General features: G+C 38.3%; 27 protein-coding genes. 3 read left to right on the top strand and 24 right to left on the bottom strand.

Annotation, left to right across the window (positions count from 1 at the left end; translation table 11 throughout):
• Window positions 1-13 precede the first annotated feature (13 nt).
• The 21 genes from carB to FF105_RS03880 form a co-directional block, all read right to left on the bottom strand.
• On the bottom strand, window positions 14-3,193 hold the full coding sequence (gene carB, locus FF105_RS03980; RefSeq protein ID WP_010277500.1) for a carbamoyl-phosphate synthase large subunit: 3,180 nt from the start codon (window positions 3,191-3,193) through the stop codon (window positions 14-16).
• A complete protein-coding gene (locus tag FF105_RS03975) occupies window positions 3,186-4,274 on the bottom strand; it encodes a carbamoyl phosphate synthase small subunit (protein WP_290046356.1) in 1,089 nt (362 codons plus the stop codon). Before FF105_RS03975 ends, carB begins: the two co-directional genes overlap by 8 nt.
• Window positions 4,271-5,548: a dihydroorotase gene (locus FF105_RS03970; protein ID WP_010277505.1), complete on the bottom strand. Its 1,278-nt coding sequence runs from the start codon at window positions 5,546-5,548 to the stop codon at window positions 4,271-4,273. Before FF105_RS03970 ends, FF105_RS03975 begins: the two co-directional genes overlap by 4 nt.
• Window positions 5,548-6,447, bottom strand: coding sequence for an aspartate carbamoyltransferase catalytic subunit (locus FF105_RS03965; protein WP_290046355.1), 900 nt, complete (start codon window positions 6,445-6,447; stop codon window positions 5,548-5,550). The genes FF105_RS03970 and FF105_RS03965 overlap by 1 nt, the downstream gene beginning before the upstream one ends.
• A 176-nt stretch (window positions 6,448-6,623) precedes the next feature.
• A complete protein-coding gene (lepB, locus tag FF105_RS03960) occupies window positions 6,624-7,244 on the bottom strand; it encodes a signal peptidase I (protein WP_139967549.1) in 621 nt (206 codons plus the stop codon).
• A gap of 60 nt (window positions 7,245-7,304) precedes the next feature.
• Complete coding sequence (locus FF105_RS03955) at window positions 7,305-7,655, bottom strand: YlbF family regulator (protein WP_010277515.1); 351 nt, start codon at window positions 7,653-7,655, stop codon at window positions 7,305-7,307.
• Window positions 7,656-7,679: 24 nt separating this feature from the next.
• Window positions 7,680-9,755, bottom strand: a complete 2,076-nt coding sequence (locus tag FF105_RS03950; RefSeq protein ID WP_010277518.1) for a PBP1A family penicillin-binding protein — start codon at window positions 9,753-9,755, stop codon at window positions 7,680-7,682.
• Window positions 9,756-9,758: 3 nt separating this feature from the next.
• Window positions 9,759-10,229, bottom strand: a complete 471-nt coding sequence (locus FF105_RS03945; protein ID WP_010277521.1) for an arginine repressor — start codon at window positions 10,227-10,229, stop codon at window positions 9,759-9,761.
• A 36-nt stretch (window positions 10,230-10,265) separates the two neighbouring features.
• Window positions 10,266-11,957: an arginine--tRNA ligase gene (gene argS / locus FF105_RS03940; protein WP_147652030.1), complete on the bottom strand. Its 1,692-nt coding sequence runs from the start codon at window positions 11,955-11,957 to the stop codon at window positions 10,266-10,268.
• Window positions 11,958-12,229: 272 nt separating this feature from the next.
• Window positions 12,230-12,496: a hypothetical protein gene (locus FF105_RS03935; protein ID WP_004915218.1), complete on the bottom strand. Its 267-nt coding sequence runs from the start codon at window positions 12,494-12,496 to the stop codon at window positions 12,230-12,232.
• A gap of 53 nt (window positions 12,497-12,549) precedes the next feature.
• A complete protein-coding gene (gene coaBC / locus FF105_RS03930; RefSeq protein WP_010277538.1) occupies window positions 12,550-13,752 on the bottom strand; it encodes a bifunctional phosphopantothenoylcysteine decarboxylase/phosphopantothenate--cysteine ligase CoaBC in 1,203 nt (400 codons plus the stop codon).
• A 47-nt stretch (window positions 13,753-13,799) separates the two neighbouring features.
• Entirely contained in the window at window positions 13,800-14,420 is a 621-nt protein-coding gene (locus tag FF105_RS03925; protein WP_010277542.1) for an SdpI family protein, read from the bottom strand.
• The gene (locus FF105_RS03920; protein WP_010277544.1) at window positions 14,410-14,676 is read right to left on the bottom strand and encodes an autorepressor SdpR family transcription factor; all 267 of its coding nucleotides are present in this window, start codon (window positions 14,674-14,676) and stop codon (window positions 14,410-14,412) included. The genes FF105_RS03925 and FF105_RS03920 overlap by 11 nt, the downstream gene beginning before the upstream one ends.
• Window positions 14,677-14,772: 96 nt before the next feature.
• Window positions 14,773-15,258: an LURP-one-related/scramblase family protein gene (locus FF105_RS03915; RefSeq protein WP_228933922.1), complete on the bottom strand. Its 486-nt coding sequence runs from the start codon at window positions 15,256-15,258 to the stop codon at window positions 14,773-14,775.
• Between the two features lie 11 nt (window positions 15,259-15,269).
• Entirely contained in the window at window positions 15,270-16,085 is an 816-nt protein-coding gene (locus tag FF105_RS03910) for an SPFH domain-containing protein (RefSeq protein ID WP_010277549.1), read from the bottom strand.
• Between the two features lie 105 nt (window positions 16,086-16,190).
• Window positions 16,191-16,544, bottom strand: a complete 354-nt coding sequence (locus FF105_RS03905) for a toxin-antitoxin system HicB family antitoxin (protein WP_010277551.1) — start codon at window positions 16,542-16,544, stop codon at window positions 16,191-16,193.
• A gap of 225 nt (window positions 16,545-16,769) precedes the next feature.
• A complete protein-coding gene (locus FF105_RS03900; RefSeq protein ID WP_010277553.1) occupies window positions 16,770-16,997 on the bottom strand; it encodes a CsbD family protein in 228 nt (75 codons plus the stop codon).
• 551 nt (window positions 16,998-17,548) lie between these two features.
• Entirely contained in the window at window positions 17,549-17,707 is a 159-nt protein-coding gene (locus FF105_RS03895; RefSeq protein ID WP_010277555.1) for a hypothetical protein, read from the bottom strand.
• A gap of 202 nt (window positions 17,708-17,909) precedes the next feature.
• Complete coding sequence (gene trmB, locus FF105_RS03890; RefSeq protein ID WP_010277557.1) at window positions 17,910-18,569, bottom strand: tRNA (guanosine(46)-N7)-methyltransferase TrmB; 660 nt, start codon at window positions 18,567-18,569, stop codon at window positions 17,910-17,912.
• Window positions 18,570-18,581: 12 nt separating this feature from the next.
• A complete protein-coding gene (locus FF105_RS03885) occupies window positions 18,582-19,865 on the bottom strand; it encodes an ABC transporter permease (protein ID WP_010277562.1) in 1,284 nt (427 codons plus the stop codon).
• The gene (locus FF105_RS03880; protein ID WP_010277565.1) at window positions 19,855-20,595 is read right to left on the bottom strand and encodes an ABC transporter ATP-binding protein; all 741 of its coding nucleotides are present in this window, start codon (window positions 20,593-20,595) and stop codon (window positions 19,855-19,857) included. The genes FF105_RS03885 and FF105_RS03880 overlap by 11 nt, the downstream gene beginning before the upstream one ends.
• Window positions 20,596-20,667: 72 nt before the next feature.
• Here FF105_RS03880 and FF105_RS03875 point away from each other — a divergent pair, with 72 nt between their 5' ends.
• Genes FF105_RS03875 through FF105_RS03865 form a run of 3 tightly spaced genes read left to right on the top strand, consistent with a single transcriptional unit; the run spans window position 20,668 to window position 22,368 of the window.
• A complete protein-coding gene (locus FF105_RS03875; protein WP_010277570.1) occupies window positions 20,668-21,090 on the top strand; it encodes an HIT family protein in 423 nt (140 codons plus the stop codon).
• 29 nt (window positions 21,091-21,119) lie between these two features.
• Window positions 21,120-21,362, top strand: a complete 243-nt coding sequence (locus FF105_RS03870) for a hypothetical protein (RefSeq protein WP_010277574.1) — start codon at window positions 21,120-21,122, stop codon at window positions 21,360-21,362.
• 55 nt (window positions 21,363-21,417) lie between these two features.
• Complete coding sequence (locus tag FF105_RS03865; protein WP_147651341.1) at window positions 21,418-22,368, top strand: peptidyl-prolyl cis-trans isomerase; 951 nt, start codon at window positions 21,418-21,420, stop codon at window positions 22,366-22,368.
• 47 nt (window positions 22,369-22,415) lie between these two features.
• Here the strand turns inward: FF105_RS03865 and FF105_RS03860 are convergent, their stop codons facing one another.
• Genes FF105_RS03860 through FF105_RS03850 form a run of 3 tightly spaced genes read right to left on the bottom strand, consistent with a single transcriptional unit; the run spans window position 22,416 to window position 26,940 of the window.
• Window positions 22,416-23,378 carry a 3'-5' exoribonuclease YhaM family protein gene (locus FF105_RS03860; RefSeq protein ID WP_010277581.1) on the bottom strand — a complete coding sequence of 321 codons (963 nt, stop codon included), beginning with the start codon at window positions 23,376-23,378 and terminating at the stop codon, window positions 22,416-22,418.
• A gap of 21 nt (window positions 23,379-23,399) precedes the next feature.
• A complete protein-coding gene (locus tag FF105_RS03855) occupies window positions 23,400-25,775 on the bottom strand; it encodes an ATP-binding protein (RefSeq protein ID WP_010277584.1) in 2,376 nt (791 codons plus the stop codon).
• Complete coding sequence (locus FF105_RS03850; protein ID WP_010277588.1) at window positions 25,765-26,940, bottom strand: metallophosphoesterase family protein; 1,176 nt, start codon at window positions 26,938-26,940, stop codon at window positions 25,765-25,767. The genes FF105_RS03855 and FF105_RS03850 overlap by 11 nt, the downstream gene beginning before the upstream one ends.
• Window positions 26,941-26,996: the final 56 nt, after the last annotated feature.

Raw genomic sequence — 26,996 nt, 5'->3', positions numbered from 1 at the left:
TAGTCCTTTATTATTATTGCATCTCTTTAACTGTAAAGCTACGTGACTCTAGAACTTCCAAAAACGCTTTAACTGTGTCCAGTGCCGTAAACAATGGCACGGCATTTTCGATGGCTGCATTTCGAATCAACCGGCCATCGCTCTCTGCACGTTCATCAGCCTGGGTAGTATTGATGACAATTTGCAATTTTTGTTCACGCAATGCAACAACTGAATTGTTATCAGATTCTGAAATTTTATCTAAGATTTCGACTGGTAACGCATTAGCTGCAAGGTAACTACCTGTACCGGCGGTAGCAAAGATTGCAAATCCGAGATCATTAAATCGTTGCGCTAAGGTCAGCGCCTCTTCCTTGTCAGCATCTGCGACTGTGAAAAGCACGTTACCATATTGCGGTACCTTAATATTTGAAGCAACAAAGGCTTTATACAATGCTTTTGGCAAAGTTGTATCCGACCCCATGACTTCCCCAGTTGACTTCATTTCAGGTCCAAGTAGTGAATCGACATCTGGCAATTTAGTAAATGAAAAGATTGGCGCTTTGACATGAACCATGTCATCGGCTGGAACAAGACCTGTTTCAAATCCCATATCAGCCAATTTTTCACCTAGCATCACACGAGTAGCTAATTGTGCCAATGGCAGATGGGTCACTTTTGAAATAAATGGCACTGTACGCGAGGCACGGGGGTTCACTTCAATTACATAGGCTGTATTTTCATGAATGACAAATTGCACATTCATTAAGCCAACTGTGTTCAATGATTTAGCTAAGTTAATGGCCGCGTTAACCATTTCATGTTGCACTTTTTGTGACAAATATTGTGGCGGATATACTGACATTGAATCACCAGAATGTACACCGGCACGTTCAATATGCTCCATAATACCAGGAATTACAGCAGTTTCACCATCTGATAGGACATCCACTTCGGCTTCCTGACCAACGAGGTATGAGTCAATCAATACTGGATGATCATTAGAAACTTTGACTGCGCGCTGCATATAGTCTTTTAGTTCTTCGTCAGATGACACAATTTCCATAGCTCGACCACCCAAAACATAAGATGGTCGGATGAGAACTGGATAACCAATTTCTTGAGCTGCACTCAAAGCATCAGCAACAGTTGTAGCTGTTTTACCCACTGGTTGTGGTAATGCGAGTTGTTTAATCACTTGATCAAATGCTTCACGATCTTCAGCACGATTTAAATCTTCAACCGTTGTTCCCAAAATCTGAACACCATTATCAGTGAGCGGTTGCGCCAAATTAATAGCTGTTTGACCACCAAATTGCACAACGACACCAATAGGCTGTTCTAAATCTATCACATTCAAAACATCTTCTAATGTTAAAGGTTCAAAATACAATTTATCAGACACAGAAAAATCCGTTGAAACCGTTTCAGGATTAGAATTCATGATTATTGCTTCATATCCTGCGCGCTGAATTGCTTTCACTGCATGCACAGTTGCGTAATCAAATTCCACACCTTGACCAATTCGAATTGGACCTGATCCTAAAACAATCACGCTTTTTTTATCAGAAACAACCGATTCATTTTCTTTTTCATAGGTAGCATAGTAATACGGTGTTTTTGATTCGAATTCAGCCGCTACAGTGTCAACCATTTTATACACAGGTAACAAGTGTTTTGAGTGGCGAAGTTGACGTACTTCTGACATTGACTGGTGCCAAATTTTTGCAATTGTAGCATCAGCAAAGCCATTCTTTTTAGCATACTGCAAGTAATCAACATCATTGACGTGCTCTGCTAATTCTTGCTCAATTTCAATAATATGCAATACTTTATCTAAGAAAAACTCATCAATCAGCGTTTTATCATGAATGGCTTCAAGCGAAATACCGCGACGTAATAGTTCGGCAATCATAAATAAACGATCATCTCGCGCTGGCATGAGTGCTTGCATCAACGCTTCATCTGACAAATTATCAAATGTCACATCATCAAGTCCAACAGCACCAATTTCCAAAGAACGAACAGCCTTTAACAAAGCTTCTTCCATGTTACGACCAATAGCCATAACTTCTCCTGTCGCCTTCATTTGAGTGCCAAGTCGACGATCAGCTGAACTAAATTTATCAAACGGCCAACGCGGAATTTTCACAACGACATAATCTAATGCTGGTTCAAATTCTGCTTTGGTTGTACCAGTAACAGGATTGATAATTTCATCTAGTGTTAAACCAACTGCAATTTTGGCAGCCATCTTAGCAATAGGATAACCGGTTGCTTTTGAAGCCAAAGCAGATGATCTTGAAACACGTGGGTTAACCTCAATGATGTAATATTTGTAAGACTTCGGATCTAACGCCATCTGAATATTAACGCCGCCCTCAATTTTTAGAGCACGAATAATTTTCAAAGCTGCGTCACGCATCATTTGAACTTCACGGTCTGATAACGTTTGAACTGGCGCTGTCACAATTGAATCGCCCGTATGAATACCGACCGGATCAAAATTTTCCATTGAAGCCACTACCAACGCATTGTCATGTGCATCGCGCATCACTTCAAATTCAATTTCCTTGTAACCAGCAATTGAGCGCTCAATCAAAACTTGTGTCACTGGAGACAACTCCAAGCCATTGGCCGCAATCGCTAGTAACTCTGAATGGTTTTCTGCAATTCCGCCACCAGTTCCGCCTAAAGTATAAGCAGGACGCACAATAACAGGATAACCATGTTCATCAGCAAATGCGATAGCTTCGTCAACCGTCGTAGCAATTGTTGATTCTGGAATTGGTTCATGAAGTCGTTCCATTAAATCTTTAAATTCTTCACGATCTTCAGCTTCTTCAATAGCCGAAAGTTTAGTGCCTAATAGTTCAATATTTAAATCATCTAAAATGCCCGCTTCAGACAAGTCCTTAGCCATATTTAAGCCTGTTTGACCGCCTAATGTTGGTAAAATTGCGTCTGGTCGTTCTTTGCGCAAAATACGTTCGATAAAATCGAGTGACAATGGTTCGATATACACTTTATCAGCAATTTCTGAGTCAGTCATGATTGTTGCTGGATTAGAATTAACCAGAATAACATCATAACCTTCCTCTTTCAAACTCAAAGCAGCTTGTGTACCCGAATAGTCAAATTCAGCTGCTTGCCCAATCACAATGGGACCTGAACCAATGACCAACACTTTTTTGATGTCGTTACGTTTAGGCATTTTGAGTTGTCTCCTTTTTTGCATCTGCAATCATTGTTAGAAAATCGTCAAACAAGTATTCTGCGTCATGTGGACCAGGTGCAGCATCAGGATGGAACTGAACCGAGAAAGCGTGATGCTTTTTCAAACGCAAACCTTCAATCGTGTGGTCGTTGATTTCTTCATGCGTCACCACTAAATCTGTATTAGCGAGGCTATCACGGTCAACAGCGTAGCCATGATTTTGCGAAGTGAAGTCCAGACGTTCTTTTGATAAATGACGAACAGCATGGTTAAATCCCCGATGACCAAATTTTAATTTATACGTTTCTGCACCGTTGGCAAGGGCAAATAGCTGATGACCTAAGCAAATTCCCATCAACGGTACCTTCTCTTCTAGCGCTTGAATCGTTGGAATAGCATAGGCAGCATCCCGCGGGTCTCCAGGCCCATTTGACAACAAAATGCCATCCGGATTAGCTGCTAAAACTGTTTCAGCGGCCACATCAGCTGGAAAAACCATCACATTCGCACCACGCTTCGCTAAAGAACGTAAAATTGAATTTTTTAAACCAAAATCAATCAATGCAATTGATACGCCATCAGTTGGATTTTGATATTGTGTTTTAGTTGTGGCATCAGCCACCATGGTATTTGATGATTGAAAATTTTTCAAAGTACTTAATGTTTCTTCAGTGACTTCATCTACTAAAGCAGCCTTCATGACACCAAAATCGCGTAATTCTTTAGTTAAAGCTCGGGTATCAACACCACTAATACCTGGCATACCACTTTTTTCTGCCCATTCAGGTAAGCTCATCATTTGACGCCAATTACTTGGTCGCCGAGCAATTTCATGCACAACAATTGCTGAGGCGGCTGGACGTAAACTTTCAAAATCATCACGATTAACACCATAGTTGCCAATCAAAGGATAAGTGAAAACAATTATTTCACCACGATATGATAAGTCAGTAATTGATTCCTGATAACCAGACATACCTGTGTTAAAAACTAACTCAGCCATCACGTCAGTATCTGCGCCAAACGCTTCACCTTCATAAATTGATCCGTTCTCTAAAACTAAATATCTTTTTTTCATTTTGTTTGATCCTCGTAAACTATTTCACCATCAACCCAAGTTGCCAACGTTTTACCAAATACTCGCCAACCAACGAAAGGTGAATTTTTACCCAATGATTGAAAATCATCAACGGTAATGTCACTTTCATGCTCTAAATCAAATAAAGCCAAATCCGCTACTTCGCCAACTGCAATATTAGTTGGCGCTTTCAGTTGAAAAGTTTCTGCTGGTGAAGCTACCATGCGTTTCATTAGTGTGGCTAAAGTCATCACACCACTTTTAACAAGATGCGTATAAAGCAATTGAAAACTTGTTTCGATTCCGGTAATCCCAAATGGGGATTCACGGAATGATTTTGATTTTTCCTCGCTCCCATGCGGTGCATGATCAGTGGCGACCATATCAATGGTGCCATCCAGTAATCCAGAGATTAACGCCTCTCTATCTGCTTGGGCACGCAGTGGCGGATTCATTTTAAACAAAGCATTGTCACTTTTAATATCATCATCTGCTAACAACAGATGATGTGGCGATACTTCAGCTGTCACGTTAACTCCTGCTGATTTTGCCATACGAACCAAGGCCACTGATTCTTTCGTCGAGATATGGGCAACATGATAATGTACACCCGTTGCTTTTGCCAGAACCAAATCACGCGCTAATTGTGTACTTTCAGCCAATCCTGTAATGCCTGGCAGTTCTAATTTTTGTGCCGTTGCACCAGCATTCATAACGCCACCGTGTAATAAACTATCATCTTCAAGATGAGCTGCTAACGGTTTATTGACCGATGCTGCTGCTTGCATCGCTTGTAACATGGTATCAGCCGTCTGAACACCTTTACCATCATTAGTAAACGCGGCTGCACCCGCCTCAGCCATCCCTTTAATATCAGAAATTTTAGTTGCCGTCAAATTAGCAGAAATAGCGCCATACTGCGCAATATGAATCAAACCGTTGTCGGTATTTCGTTGAATTTGATCCGCCAATAGTTTCGGATTATCTGGCACTGGATTAAGATTAGGCATCGCAATGACTGTCGTAAAGCCACCACGCGCAGCAGCCTTAGAACCAGTGGCAATGGTTTCCTTATACTCAAACCCTGGTTCCCGAAAATGGACATGAACATCGATTAATCCTGCGGTTAAAAACGCTTGTTTCGCGTCAAAATACCGATCGTTGGTATCATCGATCACTTTTGAAATAGCAACAATTTTACCATCTTTATACTGGACATCACGTTGTACCAATTCATCATTTAGCAAAACCTTAGCATTTTTGATAACTGTCATTAATCGTTCTCCGTTACATATTCTAAAATAGCCATTCTGGCGAACACACCATTTGTCATTTGTTCAAATATTCTAGATTGTGGTGCTTCAACCAGTTCATCAGCAATTTCTACATCACGATTAACTGGTGCTGGATGCATGATAATCGCCGTGTTTTTTAGTCGTTCATATCTATCTTGTGTCAACCCAAACTGCTCGTGATATTGTCTACTAGAAAATGATTGATTTTCTGTTTGCGTAATTCTTTCATGCTGTACACGCAAGAACATGACGACATCTTGATTTGACCAATCATTATCAATGTCTGTATAAGACCCAAATGTTGTAAAATCGTCAGGTCGCCAACTATCTGGTCCACTAAAGGTCAGCGTTGCGCCCAAATTATTCAAAATTTCAGCATTTGAGCGTGCAACTCTTGAGTGGGCCAAGTCACCAACAATTCGAATATTCAATCCTTTAAATCGACCAAATTCTTCATAAATTGTGACTAAATCCAACAAACTTTGGGAAGGATGCTGCCCGCTACCGTCACCAGCATTAACGAGCTGTGGCAAATCATGTCCAGTGGCGGTCAATAGATTTTTATACCAAGCATTCTGAGAATGTCTAATGACTGCTACATCAACACCAATAGCTTTTAGCGTTTTCAATGTATCAATGAGACTTTCACCTTTAGTCATTGAACTTGTCTGAGGATTAATGATGATTTTTTGCCAATTAAGCCGATTCTCAGCCATTTGAAAACTACTATACGTTCGTGTTGAATTTTCAAAAAATAAATTCACAGCCGTTATTGGCAACCGCTTGGGTGTATCCCCAGACTTCAATGTAATCGCTCGTTTAACTAATTGAAACACATTTTGTTCGCTTAGTGTATTTATATTCAAAAAGTTACGCATATTTCCCCTCTTTATACAAAAAACCAAGCAAGTTAGTCACCTGCTTGGTTCTAGAAAATTTGGGTAAAAGCCTACACTTCACCAATCGTATCTATCATCCTTGCAGGCCTCTCTGGACCTGGTTAAAGGTTTCATTTGTTGTTAATATATTAACATTTTTCTACTCGGAGTGCAAACTACTTTGCAAAGAAATTTTTATCCCCTTGATTTACATTTGATTTGGCTACTTTATTGCTGTTCCAGAAGGGTACAATCACCTTACCAGTGATATGCTTCTTATCTACGAAGCCAAAATAACGACCATCATTAGATACCGAACGGTGATCTCCCATTACGAAATACTCTCCCTTGGGCACAGTTGTATGATTACGATCTTTAGCTTGCCAAGTATTGCCACTTGATAACGTTTTGAGAGACCAAGTAGTACCAAAGGACATTTCTGTTCCTTCCTTTCGTTCACTGGCACTGATGAAGTCTTGGTTTACCTGTTTGCCATTGACGTATAGATTACCATTTCGATATGCTACTGTGTCGCCAGGTATGCCAATAATTCGCTTAACATAATCTTTCTCGCCATCTGCAATTCTTGGGTCTTCTTGACGGGCATCAAACACAATCACATCCCCACGCTTGTAGGATGCAATTTTATTCAAAAAAACAAATTCCTTATTCTGCAAATTAGGTTGCATCGATGGTCCACTCACGCTAACGCCAGTAAACAAAAATGTTCGAATCAATACCACAAATAAAACAGCAAATCCTATTGGAAAAACCCACTCTTTAATAAACTTCATCATTTTGTTATTGTCCCCTATACAAAACACACCAGCAGATGACTGCCGGTGAAAATATTTTGCTTAATTTAGCTTAGCATATGCCTCAGCAACTGGCTTTGTCACAATATCGTTGATTTCAGTCAAAAGTGTGTTGAGCGCCTGTTCAGCGTTCATTAGCGCCTTGATTTTATCATCATTTTGAACCTTAGCTGCCACTGCATCCCATTCCTTTTCTTTTTCTGGATCAGGTTGTTGCTGTGTTTGCATCATTTGTTGAACCGCATGTTGAATCTGTTGAAATTCACCAAACAATTCTTTAGATGTTGCATCTTCTTGTACATCACTGAAAGCATTTTGCCAAGCAATGTATTGTTGTGTTTCAGTTAGTACTTTAGCCATCTCATTGGCATTATCATAAATATTTACAGTCATTTTTCTATCCTTTTTATTTTGTATTTACTGTCCAAAAAGTCCTGTTACAGTATCCCATAGTTTGCCAGCACCATCAACAGCTTTCTTCACGCCAGTATTGAAATCTTTTTGAATAGTACCCCAGATATCACTAGATGAAGAACTATTACTGCTGTTCGTACTTGTATTAGGATTAGTTACTGTAAATGTTGATTGACTCGTATTTGGCAATATCTGTTCAAGGGACGTTTTAACTAATGGCCCCATCGTTGAGGTTAGGCCAAGTGGCAAAGAATTTGATTGTGCATTTTTACCTTCAAGTCCCATCCAAGTCGCTTCAACAATGTCTTTGGTGTAAGCCATTGCCCAAGAATCTTTTGACGAGTTAGCATTATTTTGATCGAGTGAATTTTCGGTTGTCCCTGTTTTACCAGCAATCGTATAGCCACTTGGTGCCGACCCAACACCTGTACCGTTCGTATACGTGCCCAACATCATTCTAGTCATATTATCAGCAACTGTGCTACTAATGACCCTTGTTTGTTTTGTCTTGGGTGTATTGACAATAACTTTACCTGTGGCATCAACGATCTTTGTAATATAGTGTGCCTGACTCATAACACCGTCATTAGCAAATGCAGTATAAGCCTGAGCCATTTGCTGCGGTGAAACACCACTTGACAAACCACCTAAGGCTAACGACAATGTTTTATCACTGGAAGTCAATGGCAAACCAAATTTGATAGCACTATTATATCCTACCGACACGCCCATCTTGTTTAATAAATAAACTGCGGGAATATTGTAAGAATGCTCAAGTGCTGAATACATTGGTACATCAGCTGTTTCGACATTGCCAGCATTGTTTGGCGTAAAATTGCCGTTGACACCAAATGACATGACTTTGTTTGGCAGTTCAGAATCAATGGAATAGCCACGTTGCAAAGCAGGAGCATATACAACAATTGGCTTAATCGTAGAGCCAGGTGATAGAAGCGCTTGGTTAGCACGATTGTAGCCACGGAAAGTGTGCGTCTCTTCACGACCACCGACGATGGCCCTGACGCCACCATTTTTTGCATTTAGAACAATTGAAGCAGCTTGGGCATTGTTCACATAATTGAACATAGCATCGTTGTCAAAGTCGTTTTGTAAATTAGTTTGATCTTCTTGATTGAGCGTCGTATAAATTTTGTAGCCGCGATTCATCACATCGCTTTCGGTCAAACCGTATGTTTTGATAGCTTCGCTGATAACTGAATCAAAAAACCATGGATATTTATACTCACCCGAGGCATTATACGTATCATGCAGAACTGTCGTTGTGGACTGGGCCACACTTGCCTGAGCTTTGGTCAGCTTTTTATTTGCCACCATTGTCGCAAGTACAACATTTCGCCGCGCATCTGATGCTTTTGGATGATCAATCGGGTTGAATTGGGCCGGGCTTGTCAACATGCCTGCTAATGTTGCTGCCTGTGCTGTCGTCAATTGACTAGCATGAACACCAAAATATTTCTGAGCCGCATCTTCGACACCCCAAACGCCGTTACCAAACCATGCATTATTTAAATACATGGTGAAAATTTTATTTTTAGAATAATCTTGTTCAACTTGCATTGACAAAAATATTTCTTTGGCTTTACGGGTAAAAGTCTGTTCTTGCGTTAAATAAGCATTTTTAACCAATTGCTGGGTTAGTGTTGAGCCACCACCGGAAATTGCATTAGAACCAGTTACCTTATTTCGCACATACATCAGTGCTGCACGAGCAATCCCTTTAACCGAAAAACCATGTTCGTGATAAAAATTACGATCCTCAATTGATAAAACCGCATCACGCATGTTTTGTGAAATTTGATCGTACTTTACATAAGTTCCCTTTTGTGAGTACAATTCACCGGCTTTTTTACCCTCATCATCATATATCTCAGTGGTTGCTGAAAGGGTAGCTTCTAAGTTTTCAACGTTTGCGGTTTTGGTCAAAACAACCAAATACACACTGGTTGCAAGGAACAGAGTCATGAATAACACAATCAAGAGTCGCCCAAATTGCCAACGGCGCCAGATTGGACCAAGTTTATCCCAAATTTTTTTAATTGTAGATTTTAACCAAGTCATGCATCACCCTATCAACGCCGCCCAATGATTGGCCAATTGTTCAGCGGACTGGGCAGTCGTACTCGTCACATAGATTGTATTAAATCCCGCTAGTGTCGCGACCACTTCAGGCAGATTCGCGTCGTCAATAATACCGGCAACGGCATTGCCACTACCATCGGTTGTCTTAACAATCGTCATAAACGCAACGCTCTTGGCAAAATACGCGTATTCTTTGATTGCTTCATCAACTGCTGTAGTTGAACCCTTTTCGGTTTTTTCAACTGTGGTCTCCTGCAATTGCTGATAGCGCAATTGACCAACGCTATCTTTTTGACGAACAATATTTAAAGCACGAATGTCCCTTGAAATAGTAGTTTGTGTCGTTTCAACACCACGGCCGTTTAATTGTGCCAATAAATCTTCTTGATTTGAAATCGTTTGATGCTGAATAATATCAAGAATCATTTCTTGACGTTTTTGTTTTGAAATCATAGATTTCTCCCTTAAAGACTCGCGTCAATCCACTACTTACATTTCTTCCGGTGCTTTAACACCCAGCAAGCGCAGACTTTCTGTCAAAACAATTGAAACAGCTTGAACTAATGCTAGGCGTGCATTAAGTTGATCATCTACTGTTAAAATTTTAGAATTCGCATAATATTTGTTAAACGCTCTTGATAATGTTAATGCGTATTTAGCAATAACGCTTGCTTCACGTTGCTGCCACGCTCTTTCGACCGTTTGTGGAAAGTTATTTAACGTCGTCACAATATCCCAAGTGCTATCATCGTTAAGATTTAAAGTGGTTGGGTCAATCTCAGTATTTGCTTTACGCAAAATAGATTTTGCACGCGCGTTCGTATATTGAACATATGGACCAGTATCTCCCTCAAACCGAACAACTTCTTCTAAGTTAAAATCAAAATTGTTTGTACGGTCATTCATCAAATCATGGAAAACAACCGCGCCAGCACCAACTTGTTCCGCAACAAGGGGTTTATTTTGCAACTCAGGATTTTTCTCTTTAATTTGCTTCAAAGCGAGTTCATGCGCATCATCCAAAACATCTTTCAGCAACACAACGTCGCCTTTACGAGTCGACATTTTTTTACCGTTAAAAGTAATCAATCCAAAAGCAATATGTTCCACATCGTCTGCCCAATCAAATCCCATTAACGACAAAACGGCTTTCATTTGGACGAAGTGCTCACGTTGCTCGCCACCAACAACATAAAGTGACTTGGCAAAATTGTACGTCTCTTTACGATAGATAGCCGCAGCTAAATCTCGAGTCATATACAGCGTTGCCCCGTCGGACCGCTTAATCATAGCAGGGGTCAAATTTGGATTAATGGCTGATAAATCAACAATTTGGGCACCTTGAGATTTGATCAAAATCTCTTTGTCAGTCAAGATGTCCACTACTTTATCCATCTTATCATTATAAAAGGCTTCCCCGTTAAATGAGTCAAATTCAATATCCAAACGGTCGTAGATTTGTGTAAATTCTTTCAATGACTCGGCTCTGAACCATTGCCATAATTGATGTGCTTCTTCATCACCATCTTCTAATTTTTTAAACCAAGCACGTCCTTGATCATTCAAGCTATCATCTTCTTTTGCCTTTTCATGAAATTCAACATAATAGCGCAAGAGCGTAGCGATAGGATCTGCTTTAACTTCTGCTTCTGATCCCCATGTTTTGTAAGCATAAATTAATTTACCAAACTGTGTTCCCCAGTCCCCGAGATGATTAATTTTTACTGGATTAAAACCATTTTTTTTAGTGATATTAGCTAACGCATTACCGATCACAGTAGACCTTAGATGTCCCATTGACATAGGTTTTGCAATATTTGGACTAGACATATCAATGGTAACATTCGCGCCGTTGCCATTTGTATTATCACCATAAGCACCTTTCAAGTCAATAATGGTCTTAATTGTCTGATTTGAGGTTGCATATTTATCCAAAAAGAAATTGACATATGGTCCAGTAGCAACGACTTTTTCAAAACCATTTTGATCAATCTTAGCAACAATATCATTGGCAATTTGTTGTGGTGCCTTGTGTAATGTCTTAGCTAAAGTAAAAGTTGGAAAGGCGACGTCACCAAGCTCAGATGACTTCGGAGCTTCAAGTTTTTCTACAATTTGCTCGGTTGACAGATCAGTTAAAACTGCGGCTAAAGCCGCGATGACGGGTTGATTATTTGACATCATATTATCCTTATTTATTAATAATTTATTGCCTACAATCATGCTTATAGGCACATAATGACACATATTTGTTCTTGAATTAATAATCTTTCAGCAAGATAGGCCGCACATGCGCATTGTATAGTACTTATATTATACCGTATTCACAGCATTATTTCGCCGAAAAAATAAAAAAACCATTTCTAGTCATATACAAGAAATGGAAATTCAATCAGAATTGCCTAATGTTTGATAAGCTAGCAAAAACACAAGACATTCGTCACGGCAACGCTTTAAGCCTCTTCTTCAGCTTTCTTTTCTGGTGCTGGAGCGTGTTTAATTACTTCGACTTCATCCATGCGCACCACAGCGCGGTGGTTCATCTCGTTAACAGTTGGTTGATCAACAGGATCATTTTCAGTGATTTCAACTAATAATGCGTTATCATAAATCTTTTCAACTTGACCGGTAAATGGTTTTTCCAAATTCCCATAAGCTGGTGCCAGTAAGACATCCCCAATATTAAAACCAGAAGTATTTTCTGCAACTTCTTCTACCATATTGACCTCCATAAAACGTTATTTAACAGTTTATTTTAGCACATCCAGCCTTATTATGCGAATGTTTGTCCTATCCGATTCATGATTAAACGGGCAATTTCAATTTTTGGTAATAGCATTGTCGTTTCAGGTTTTTGGTCTGGCACCAATATTGTAATGGCGTTGTCATCTGAATTAAATCCAACATCACTACGACTCACATCATTTGCAATGAGCATATCTGCTTGTTTGGTCTTTAATTTTTTTTGCGCATAGGCCATTAAATTATTCGTTTCCGCAGCAAAACCTACTACGAATTGATTACTTGTTTTTGAATGACCAATTTCTGACAAAATATCAACATTTTGAACTAACGATAAATTCAACCCCTCTGATCCTTCTTTTTTGATTTTTTGGCTCGCTTCATTAGCAGGTCGATAATCAGAAACCGCGGCTGCACTAATGAAAATATCGGCGGTTACAAACAAGGATTGCACTTGTTGATACATCTCTGCAGCTGTACTGACATAAACTACGTCCACACCATATATTTGTGGCGCTTTTTGAGTTGAAATTAAAGTGACCTTTGCCCCAGCCTCAACGGCTGCTTGCGCCAGAGCAAATCCCATTTTACCACTGGATCGATTAGTAATGTAGCGGACAGGGTCAATTGATTCTTTGGTCCCACCAGCCGTAATAATGACCTTTTTATTTAGCAGTTTTGCCTTACGTGCTCGTAATCGAATCGCTGTTTGTGACAGTATTTCAATCGGTTCTGGTAAACGTCCTTTGGCCTCATAACCTTCTGCTAGAAAGCCAATCTCTGGAGAAATGATAAGCCAACCATCTTGCTCAAGTCCTTTTATATTGCGCTGAACAGCAGGATTATTTAACATCACATCATTCATAGCCGGTGCAATAATCTTGTCAGCGTCAGACGCCATAATTGTCGCGGTAACAGCGTCATCAGCAATGCCATTAGCAATTTTACCAATTAAATTTGCCGTCGCAGGCACAACAAAAATTTGATCCGCCCATTGTGCCCATTCAATGTGTAATACTGTTGCATCTTGTTGAGCAAAAAGATCTGTTAAAACGTCATTTTGCGACAAAACAGATAGTGTCTTAGCGGTGATAAATTCTTGTGCAGAACTGGTCATTGCCACACGCACATGTGCACCAAATTTAATCAACTCGCGAACTAAAATAGCAGATTTATAAGCCGCCACGCTACCTGAGACCACCACTAATATGTTTTTTTGATTATAATCATTCATGCCCTACATTATATCATGAACAGTCTTTCTCGTTACAAATATCAATTTTATTGATGATGACCTAACCAAATAGCATAAATAGTTGGCACTACGATAATCAGCACCATTGACAGAATGAATCCTATTACTGCAATAGTATTGCCGATTATTCCAGTAATAATCAATATACACCCAGCAAATACCATTACAAACCCACCTATTCGGTTCGTTTTCTGCCAATTTTCACTATTATGTAACGTTTCTGGCAAACGAATTCCGACCATATAATTTGGCGTCGTTTTAGGCAAGTAATTACCCAAAACAATAAACAAAAGACCAATTACTGGTAAAATGACAGAACCTATATTGATGTGATAATTTAGCGCGTACATAAAAGTCACAATTTGAACGACATTTAAAAGTAAAGGCAAACTCCAAATAATGACAGTAAATACCTTTTGATTATCACTACCTTTATGCTTCATTGACCTAATAATAACGTAATTCACAACAATTATTAGCACTGGTAATCCAATCACAGCAATTAGCTTTGGTGCATACTGATCTGGCTGTCCATTGATGCCAAAATGGATTGGTAATTGTTGCGGTAAATATTGCCATAACAGACCGCCATAGACAATGGGTAATAAACTAATTAAATTAGGCAACAATATCTTGCTATTTTTCATTTGTAAATCCTTTCAGCCACAGCGTGGCTTCTTCAAATACCGATAAATTCAATTCATAATAAATATAATTTTTGTACTTTTGTTCCCGAATCAGGTCCGCATGTTTCAGCAAAGATAAATGTGCTGAAATTGTTGCCTGACTCAATTCGAAATGTTGCGCGATATCGCCTGCTGGCTGGGCACCAGTTTTTAGCATCATTAAAATTTCTCGCCGAACTGGATTAGATAAAGCTTTCATCGTTTCCTGTAATGCCATATCAACTCCTGTTAATGTTTTAACTTAATTATATCATCTATTTAGGATTTTAACGAAATAGGTTTTAAAATAAAAACCGTGTTACCACGATTTTTATTAGTTTGCCGAACTCACTGAGCTCGCCCGCTCTTGTGCTTTCACATAATCAATTGCAACAACCAAAGCAATCACAAGTGTTTCATACTGTTCATCTTCAATATTGATGTCATATGTGCTCGACATTGCCAACCACCGTTGATCAACTCGTCCAATCTCAAATCCATCTTTTTGAATAGCAAAATTCATGTCCCAAAAATTACCCGTTACAGTAATACCTAATCCAGCAATATCATATTTGGGTTTTAAAATACTAAAGCGTTTAGCAATTTCTATGCTTTCGGGAAATCCATTAATTTCAAGAGAAAATTTGGGCAACAACTGCCAAACACGATGTGTTAACCGCGCAATGATTTGATTTTGTTTGTCATAAATTTCAAAATACTTTGGGATTCGCCAAAAGCTACCGGCCACAGTGTACTCAATCTGATCATGCTCATTCATAATTGAAAATTCACCTTTGAGCGAAAATAGTTTTTGTTGCATCAATAAGTGTTTCATTTTAGACCTTTGCCTAATAGTTTGCCAGCAACTGGTAATTTACCAAGGGAATCAATTTCTTTGCCATCGACAACGACTAGGTTAGCTGATGATTGTGCCAAGGTTGAAAAGGCATTGATTGATTGGTTTTGGAAATACTTGTCATCGGCGCCAGCCAAACCAGCTTGCACTGTGTCAATTCGATATCGCTCGGCTTCAGCACGCGTCTTTGTGGCATCAGCTTCAGCCTTCGCTGTTGCCATTAAAGCATCATTTTTGGCTTTTGTTGTCAATTCTATTGAACGTGCCTCACCTTCAGCTTTTGCAATTGTAGCTACACGCTCACGATCAGCAGTCAGCTGCTTGTCCATGGCCTCTTGAATCGAAACTGATGGTCGTAGTTCATCAATGTTGATACGATCAACATTGATGCCATAAGTATTAGTTAAATCACCAATTGCATCGGCCAGCTGTACATTGATTTTGGTAGTTGAGCCCAGCGCTTCATTTAATTCCATACGACCAATGATATCACGCAGATGGCCTCGAACCAATTGCGCCATCGATTCAACTGAATCAGTGTTTTCATACATGTATTTGACCGCATTGGTAACGTGGTAGTTTAATGTCACACTCGCCTTAATATCAGCATTATCAGCCGTAATAACCGAATAATCTGGTAAACGTAATGGTCGCATTGCTAAGCTCACATTGCGAATTGTTTGCAAAAATGGAATGTAAAAATGCAAACCAGCTTCTTTACGAGACTTGTATTTTCCCAATGTTTCAACTAATCCTGCATTGTTTTGCGGTACGATTCTAAAAAATAACATTTTGTTTCTCCCTATCTACTCTCTTGGCTGTCGTGCGTTGTGTTAAAAAACACACTGCACAGTCAACCCCCATTTTAACGTTGTTCACATCAGTACTGGCAACAGCTAGTGAAGCTCAGCAACTAATTCACGTAAAGTCAAAATATTGCCATTAGCCTCTAAAATAACGTAATTAGCATCATATCTCGCCGCCGAAGCATTATCTATCAAATAACGATAATAAATGCCTGACACTTTAACCAGCCGGTTGTCCAAATCAAAATCATGTCCTGAAATCACATGCCCTACAAACTGCCGATCTTCAAAAGATTTAGGCTTAACACCATCTTCTAAAATCTTGGTCAAATAATTATTTAGTGATCGGCCTTCTAGTTTCGCTTTTTCAGCCAAAACCTGATGTAACTCTGGATCAATACGCAATGGAATATTTCCTGATTTAGTTGTTTTTTCTTTTGCCATATCTTTATGATATCACATTTAAATCAAAATGGCTAGCATCAGTGAATAAAATCACAAAATTAGTCTTAATTTTCGTTAAATATTGGTCTTGGATAATAGTGTCACATCACCCCTGCTAACTTTGTTATCAGGGGTTTGTCTATGTCTTGGTATACTTTTTCTTATATTTATTATTTACGTTTAAAAGTCAAAAAAAAAAAACGGCTACAAGCCGTTTTTGAATCATTACTTTTTAAGATTATCAATACCGTCTTTTACTGCGTCAACAGCGTCTTCGGTTTTGTCTTTTACAGCATCTGCTGCATCAACAAACTTATCTTTGGCTTTACCAAAGAGGTTTTGTACTTTTCCTTCTGCTTCGCGACCTTTGTCACCGGTAACCTTGCCTTCAACTTCTTTTGCTTTACCAGCAACCTTGTCCTTAGCATTATCAAACTTTTCTTCAACTGACATAAGATGATCTCCTTGAGGTTTATTTGATGTTACAATTACATTTTACCGTAAGTGTCCTAAATTGTAAACGATTTCACCTTGAATAAATTACTTTCGTTATATTGAGATGCATCAATATTTTTCAAATCGTACAAAAAAAACGGTTCGTTGTAATCGCTTACAACGAACCTATTATGTCTTCTTTCAGGGAGAAATTGACATTTTAACCAGCAGCGCAGATTATAATACAGGACGGTAGGATATAATACTGCTGGTCGATAACAATGTATACTAACACATTGCTCTTTCATTCTATCAACCTTTTGTATATAAGACGTCAATATTTTGTTTTGATTCTGCAAAGAAAGCATAAAAAAACCTAACAGGGAAGATAATGGACGTTAAAAAACCTGTTAGGCTGGCAATGCTTGGTAACATTACTTTTTTAGTATATAACACAACATCATATTAGGATTAAAATATGTTAGGTTTCCTACTATGATTTCTATTTTTCAACCAACATTCCATAGCTAATATTTTTTTATAAAAAGCCCTACACGACTAAATATTATCTACTTAATTAGTTTTTCCATCAAGGTACTTCCAATTAACACAGTAATTAAGACTATAAATATTGATTTACCTAAATCAAGGCTTAACCATTCTGTCGCAAGTAGTGTGACTGCTGTTAAGATTCCCACATAAATTCCGATGATATGTTTTCGTTTCATTTCAACCCTCCAATAGCAGTAATTATACTACTAAGAATACGTTAGATCGATTAAAAATTTGGAAAGAAAAGAACACAAAGAGGACGAAATAACGTTGGACTTTTTATCCGCAAGTCCCTCAAAATGTCCCCAGAAAGCAAAAAACAACGTCTAAATTAGACGTTGTTTTTTGTTGATATAAAACGCTGTAACCCTTGTTGCTCTAAAAGTGAGCCTTTACTTTATAAATTGGTTGTCCCTTTGCCATGAACTTCTGTTCATACTCGGTTTCAACATTTCCCATCACTTTATCAGGGTCAGCGTGCAAATCAAGTGTATAATCTTCTGCAGACCAACGCATGCCATAGGTCATAAAGCTAACTAATGAATACTCAAATAAATGACGATTATCTGTTTTGAATTCAACTTCACCCTGATCAGGCAAAACCGCTTCGTATGATTGTAAAAATGAACGATACGTCAAACGTCGTGCCTCATGACGCTTTTTGGGCCATGGATCAGAAAAATTCAAATAAACTTTATCGATTTCAGACTTTTCAAAATAAGTTTCGACACCATTCCCATTACCGTATATATAACGCAAATTTGGCAATTTTCCAACTTGATCAAAGCTCTTTCGAGCAGCAATTGCAATCGCGGTCTCTTGTATCTCCATACCAATATAATTGATTTCTGGATGCGCTAAAGCCATCCCTAAGATAAATTGACCTTTTCCAGAACCAATTTCTACATGAATTGGTTGCTCTTGGTCAAACAATTTTTGCCATTGACCGATTTGATCTGTCGCTCTGTCTTGATCAATCACAATATCTGAGTGATTAGTTAACCATTCGTTAGCCCAAGGTTTCGCACGTAAATGCATGTTTTCTCTCCATTATTTTTTATTTTTGTGACTATTTTTTGGAATATAAAATTTTAGCATGATGAATTCAACTATCAACATAGTCACTAAAATCACTGGTGTCTCATTCAGTGGTCGGATAAATAATACAATGACAAACATCATCAAAATAACTGGTATCGCAACAATCATTTGTACTCTAGCAAAAGATTTTAATCTTTCTACTTTTGAAATAGGTATCAATCTTGTCCACAAGTTTTTTTGCGTATCATCATATAGTGGTAACATTTGAAACGTGATTAAATACAATACTGCAGCAGCAATAATCATAATTAACCATAACGGTGCCGACTTCAATGCAATAACTAGCACAACTCCAACTAAAAATAACCGTATAATTAGGGGCAATATTTCCGTGTCTCTGGCTAATCGTGTCAAAAATAGTTGAAATAGACTTCCTTGTCCTTTAGTCAATCGCTTCAGCAAAGAATCCAAATAACGACGACGTTTAATTGTCTTTGGCTGATGTGGCACTTCAGCAAATAACGCAAAAAAATGTAACGTTCGCTGCTGCTGAACTTGTGCCTGAGACGTTGCCCTCAACCAATCAATTGCAAATAATTGTGATTTGCTTTCAGTCACTGCAAAATATCGCACAACTATTCCTGCAAATAGTAACCAAATAATTACCATAACATTCGATTGATCCGTCGACAAACCAATGATAAAAGCTAACAAGGTGCCCGGTACTAAAAACCTGAACAATATTTTTTCAGCAATGGCATCCGGCTCAAAAATAGCGATTGTCAACCGACGAGATTTCAAAAAAAGCTTATCCCGCTCGTACATCAATAACAACATCTTGTAACTAATCACAAAGATAATCAAAAAAAATAGTCGTGACCAATTATCAACATCCATTCGCCACAATATCGGCGCAATCACAGCGATAAATATCATTTGCCAAACTGATGCATAGAATGCGCTCAATCGCATAGCCATAGCCAAATAAGATTTAATAATATCATGATCATTCGCAAACAAATAAAGACGATCGGCAGGTTTAAAATAAGTAACAAGGTTACCAAATTGCAAGCCAACTAGCAACCATACAATGCTTATTGCCTGCCACCAAATTGAATGCCAATAGGTCACAGACTGATGTGCTGTAAGCAGATCACGATAGCCTAGTATACCAGCACCTAAAGCAATCATCAAAAAGAGAATGAAATGATCATTAAACAATAAACGTAGATATCTAACATTTGTTTTCTGCGCACGCCGTAATCGTTCCTGAAACAAACTATCAACTTTCATCGGCTAGCTCCCGCTGGACAAGGTCAAAAAAATCATCCAACTGATCCAACTGCAACTGGTTTTCCTCAGCCAAAGCTTGTGGTGTCCCTATGAATCGTGACTTACCATCATGCAATACTACAAATTGGTCTACAAATTCAGCGGCCGAGGCTAATAAATGCGTCGTCATCAAAACACTGTTTCCTTTGTTAGCTTGCTCATGAATCAATTTGACGACATCTTTTTGTGCAACCGTGTCTAAACCTAAAAAAGGTTCATCGATAATAATTAGCGGCGCATCTAGCATAAAGGCGGATATCAACATGACTTTCTGTCGCATCCCTTTTGAAAAATGAACTGGCAACCAGTGTAGCTTATCATCTAATCGGAAGCGTTTCAATAACTGTTCCGCACGCTGCCAAGCAATTTCATCATCAATGTTATGAGCAGCCAGCATCAAATGTAAATGTTCGCCCAATGTCAATTCATCATACAAAATGGGTTGTTCTGGAATATAAGCAATTTGTGATTTAAAGCCAGTTGGATCTTGAACCAAATTAATCCCATTCAACTCAATTGTGCCCATTTGCGGTTGAAGCTCGCCGATAATGTGGTTGATTGTCGTTGATTTACCAGCGCCATTTAAACCAATTAATGCCACAATGTTACCATCAGGCACATCAAAGGTGACATTTTTTAAAACGTTATTACCGGCATAACCACCAGATAGATTGTTAATTTTAAGTCCCATAGCTTCTATTATAACAGGCACCAGTCAATATTTGATATAATAAAGTCAGTAAATTGAAATGGAGCAAGATAAATGGATATTTTTGACAAAATTATAGCAGGTGAAATCCCAAGTTACAAAGTTTATGAAGATGAAGACGTTTTAGCGTTTCTTGACATCTCTCAAGTGACACCCGGTCATACATTACTTGTGCCAAAAGCTGATGTGGTTGATATTTTTGATTACACAGATGACATTGCCAAAAAAGTATTGTTGAAATTACCAGTTATCGCTGCCGCAGTAAAAGCAAGCAATCCTGACATTACTGGCATCAATATACAGTCCAATAACGGTGTTTCTGCTGGTCAAACCGTTCGCCATTCTCACTGGCACATCATTCCAAGATTTGATAATGATAACTTAAACAGCAAACTAGCACCAACAATTGACAACAGCGCAGAATTTTCACCAGAACGTTATCAAAAAATTGCGGACAGTATCGCTGCCCAATTTTAGAAATGCAGTAACTAACCATGGAGGTCAATATGAAGCTGTTTAATCAATTAAAGTCGTTAATAGCTGATCTCAAAGAGATTTCAGCTTTATTGAAACAACTCCAACAACAGCAAGCAACTTTAACTGAGCAATTGAAGCATGTTCAAAATGTTGGTGAGGAAGTTCAAATAGATATTGAAAAAATGAATTTCAAAAATCAGCCACATCTTGATCGTATCGCCAAAAGCCAACAACACATTGACCATGAGTTGTCTAAATATAGAGCGCGATAGTTCATTTTATGGTAGAATATTTAGTATTGTATTTAGAAAAGGAAAATAATCACTCATGAGAAAGTTTATTTGGGGATTGCTCGTTGTCATTTTCGTCGGCGGGCTTATCTTCCTAGGGTTTAATTCATCCAAAACGTTGGTCACAACTAACGTCGGAAAGATCACACAAAAAGAATTCTACAATGACTTTAAAAAGTCATCAGCTGGTCAGCAAGAATTCGCTAATATGGTCATCAATAAAGTGTTGGCAGCCAAATATGGCAACAAAGTTTCAAAAAGCGATGTTCAAACTGCGTATGATACTCAAAAAGCACAGTACGGCTCGTCATTTAAAACAGTTCTGGCATCAAATAATTTGACCGAAGATCAATTTAAAACAAATGTGAAAAATAATTTGATTATGAACGCCGCTATCAAAGCTAACTATAAAGTCACCCAAAAACAGTTGAAAAAAGCTTATGCTAGTTATCATCAAAGTACAACCATTTCGATGATTACCGCTAAGGATGAAGCTTCTGCTAAAGAAGCTATTGCAGCCTTAAAAAATGGTGACAAGTGGGCAACGGTCTATAAAAAATACTCAACTGATACCACATATGCTTCATCAAATGGTCAATTACCAGCATTTGATTCAACAAGTTCAACAGTGGATTCTGCCGTTCAAACCGCAGCATTCAAATTATCAAAGGTTGGCGATTATTCAACAGACCCTGTAACAGGTAGTTCTAGTGGCTACTACGTGATTCAATTAGACAAAACAACCACAAAACCTGCAATGAGCAAAGTTCGTAGTAAGTTGTCAAATAAGATTGTCAGTGACTTCATCAGTGATTCAAGTAACACGACAGAAATTCAATCCATTATTGGTAAAATTTTGCGCAAAAACGACGTCAATGTGAAAGACACTGATTTGAAGAATTCATTGAGCAGTTATCTCACGGCCGGCATCTCTTCAAGTTCTTCAAGTTCTTCAAGTTCTTCAAGTTCTTCAAGTTCTTCAAAGTAAACATAAAAAGAGCGATTCCAATGGGATCGCTCTTTTTATGTTTACCGTCACAAAGTTGTTTGGTCACGGCTTTCGGGTTTATAGAACTTGCGATTATCTAAACCAAAAACTCTATCTGAAAAGGAACCTTCAGCCGTCTTTTCCAATACCCCAGTCATCATCTGAATACCAGCATCAAGCTCGTCTAATTGATGTAAAACTTCTGCCTCCATAACGACTGGTCTAACTGGTGATCCATATTCTAGGATACCATGGTGTGATAGTACCACATGGCGCAATAATATCAAATCCTCATCCTGCAAATCAAACTTTAATTCTTGCGCTGCCAACACAATTTGTTCATCAATCAATGTAATGTGCCCAATTAAATTACCTGACAAAGTGTATTGTGTCGCAACTGGCCCAGATAATTCAATCGTTTTCCCTAAATCATGCAACAAAGCCCCCGCAATCAGCAATTCTTGATTTAACTGAGGATATTGTTTCGAGACACTTTGAGCTAACTTTGCAATAGATAATGAGTGAAATGCCAAACCACCAGCAAATGCATGATGATTTGATTTGGCAGCTGGATAACGTAAAAATGCGTCATGATATTGTGTAAATAAGCGACGTACTAAACGATTCCATGTCGGATTAACAATCAACAGAATATAGTCATTTAAGGCATCATTCATGTCTGATTCTTTAATTGGTGCATGAACCATGAAGTCAGACGGATTTTCAGGTTCACCAGAGTCAGTTAGACGAACACTGGTAATTTGGACTTGTGGCTGATCATGATATGAACCACGCACACCCTGCAATTTTACAATTTTACCAGGAATAAGGCGAGCTATCTGATCCTCGGTAGCATCCCATAAATTTCCTGGTAAATCACCGGACCTATCAGAAAACACTAACCCAATATATGTTTTTCCATTTTTGGTCAACCGTACATCCGCACTTTTAATCAATGCAAAACTATCAACATGCTCTGAATCTTGATAATTTGCTAATAATTTAGTCATATTCTGCCCTCACAGGTTAATTTACTTCAATTCTATCACATTTTGAAAATCATCGGTTTCAACTCGAGTTGTCCAATAAATAATTTGTTGTTTATCTGACACTCGGGCTAAAATATTAAGTACAACAGCACGCCTCTCCGGGTCAAAATTGACAAAACCATCATCAATTAACATAGGAAAACTAATGACATCGGCAACGACGCGAGCCAATGCAAGACGCATCGCAACGTAAAGCTGTTCCTGAGTACCAGTAGATAATGAGATCACGTTGAATGACTCATTATTTTCAGTCGTAATAATGATTTCGTCTTTTTCAAAATTAATGTGACGGTAACGTCCTATAGTTAATTGATTAAAATAATCTGTCGCAAATTCAATCATTTTTGGAAATCTATTTTGTGAAGCAGCATGTAAAGCATTATAAATCCAACGATTTGCTAATTTTTGAGCCAAATAATCACTAAATTGATCAAGAAGCTCAGTTTTTTGGTCTGCAACAGTTTGTTGCATTATCATGAATTGATCATCACTAACTCTCTGCATCTGTTTTGCTTGAATACGCGCTAATTTTGCTAGTTCTTCAGCAAAGCGCTGTTTTAAATGTGCAAGATTAGTTTGTTCAATTTGCAATGTGTTTGACAGCGCTTGCTCATTCTTAAACGTTAAAAGCTGTTCCTGATCATAAGCGGATATTTGCTGAACGATTGCTTGATAACGGTGATTATTTGCCATTTGCTCGTGATAAGCAACAGCCAAATTTTGCAAATCCGTTAATTTTTCAACCTCATATTTCTTGAAAATTCTCTGTAAATCAAACATTTTTTGTTTTAATGAGATACTCGAGGCGTCAATCATATTGCTTAGCTGTGATTGTTGTTGCTGCCAAAGAGCCTTTTTGTTGCTTTCGAGTAAATCACGATTTTGAGTAATTTGTGACAGTTGATCCACTGACTCTTGAACCGACTGCAATAATATCTCCACATTTAAGTCGCTAGCTAAGGACTGTATTGCTTTATTAACGTGATTCATTTGTAATTCAATTTTTTGATTAATAGCTTTTAAAGATTGGTCACGTTTTAGGTACTGTTCAATGCTTGGCTGTACAGAACGTATTTGTGTCTCATTTAAAGGATAGTACTGCTTTTTAATCTCATTCGTCACATGATTGGCGTGTGCTGCATACCTGATAATAAAAATGACAATTGCTACTAAAAACAAGAGCCATAGCCAAATGGGTGTCACTATCGTATAAGTTATTACGGCCAACAAAAATGTTGCACTGATCAAACCGATCAATCGAATTTTATAGTTTGACAGATGATGGTCATCATTTATTGACAATAGTTCTGGCACTTGATTACTTGCAAACTGCGCTTGAGTCGCTTTTTGTTGTGTCAGTAATTCATCGCGTTGTTGCTGATCACTCAATAATTGGCTGACCATCATTTTTAATGTCATCAACCGTTTATTGCTGTCTTCAATTTCGATTACAAATTCTGGTTGTAATTTTAAATGATCCATCTCTTGCTCTTGACGACGAATATTGCCCACCAAAAGATCAATTTCAACTTGTAATTGCTCAGCATGTTGTAAATCTACCTCTGAGACTGAACGAACATGTTTTTTGTCAATTTGTTGCGCTTCAGTAAAAATCTGATATTGACGTTGCAATTGTGTTAAATGATTGATGGCTTCTTGCGATTTATCTATTTTTTCTTTTAAAGTGGCAACTGATTTCGTCAATTCTGAAACAGTCTGTTGATCATCTAAAAATATTTGTAACGCTTCAGATTGCTTTGACAGTTTGCTTTCACTTGATTCGTATGCACGGACCGCTTGATTAAGTGGCCGTTTCCCAGTAGATCGTTGCGCAAATAAATTTTCCGCTTGCTTATCAAAGTTTATTGCGGCCTCCAGCCATTTCGTGCTACCAACTGCGCCAAGATTTAATAATAATTTTTGTAAATCGGACGCACTAATTTGTTTAATTTGAGCCAAATCCTGCTCACTAAAATTAAAAATATCATCAAAAGATTGCTTTGTTAATGGTGATAAATTATTGTTTAGCCACTCCTCTGGATTAGTTAGCTCGTGCTGGTCTGCGAGCCGAGTTATAGTCAAAGTGCTTTGCGTTCGACCAAATCGTGCGATACAAAAATCACCATCCGCAGTCTCGACCACTAAATCGCCACCGTATCGGCTGCCATCTCGGGGGTCATAAATATTATTGGATTGTTTTTTGCTAGGAAAACCAAATAAAATCCCAACAATAAATGCACGTAAGGTTGATTTACCGGACTCATTCTGACCAACAATTATCTGAAATTGTGTATCAAAATCAAACGCAACCTGAGACCACTTGCCAAAACCACTGATATGAACTTGTTTAATTTTCATGTGAGCGTCGCCTTTCGCTAATTAATTCTGTCATTCGTTGACGCAACAACTGCTTACCAGCAGATGTCGTAAAATAATCACGCACAAAAAAAGGCACTTGATTTGGCAAATAATCATTCACTTCAAATGAAGACATCAGTTGCACAAGCGATTCTTCCCAAAACTGCTGGTCAATTGTATCACTAATTTGTGCTGATTCATAATCGTCAATCAAATTTAGACGAACAATCCACACGTTTGGTGCCATATTAGCACGCAAGCCTTCTAGGGCTAAACCACTAGCGATACGCGAGGTAAATTCCGGATGACTTTTTTGAGAAACATTGATTGTCCAAAATCCGACTTCATCATCACACAATTTTTGGGCACGCTGAATCAAATCCAATTCATCTACAACATCATTAAATGTCACTTCATGCCAAACGACAGGTGCCACGTCAACAAATGTAGGCACCAAACGACCAGTCTCATCACTAACCAAATAATACCCTTTTGACCCAGTTTCAGTGAGATTCAATCCTTGCAAATTTCCTGAATAACCAACAAAGGGCCGCTGATTCAGTGTTTGTCGCTTATGAATATGACCCAGTGCCCAGTAGTCATAGTTTTTAGATAATAAATCACCAACAGAAAACGGTGCATACGGCGAACCATCCGCACCGACAGAACCATGATACATCCCAATTTGATAATCAAATTGATGATTTTTTTGAGGAAAATCATCAATAATACGAGTAGCCTGTCGCTGTGTCTGATAACTAAAACCAGTAATAGCAACATGTTGACCGCTTTTTACTGTTAGTGATTTGGTTTCAACCTGCTGTGAGAACACAATGACATTAGCTGGCCAAGGTAAATGTTGTCGTCGATCTGCTTCAAAATCATGATTACCAAAACTCAAATAAACCGGTATTTTTGCTGCTAGCAACCGATTAAACTGTTGATTCACAATACTTTGAATATGCGCACTATTTTCCGCAGCATTGTACAAATCACCCGGAAACAAGACAAAGTCTACAGATTCAGTAATTGCACCATCAATCAACCTAATAAAAGCAGTGATAGTTGCCTCATGAACCATCTGTTTTAACGCTTCAGGTAACTGCCCTTCTAAACCAGAAAACGGATTACCTAAATGTACATCCCCTGCATGAATAAATTTCATTGTAACTCCTAAGCGAATATTTGTTCGTATGATTAGTATACCGAAATTTCAAAATG

This window comes from Leuconostoc sp. UCMA20149, assembly GCF_030400235.1.
Taxonomy (GTDB): domain Bacteria; phylum Bacillota; class Bacilli; order Lactobacillales; family Lactobacillaceae; genus Leuconostoc; species Leuconostoc pseudomesenteroides.
The sequence above is the reverse complement of the archived record's forward strand: the minus strand, read 5'-3'. Positions and strand labels throughout refer to the sequence as shown.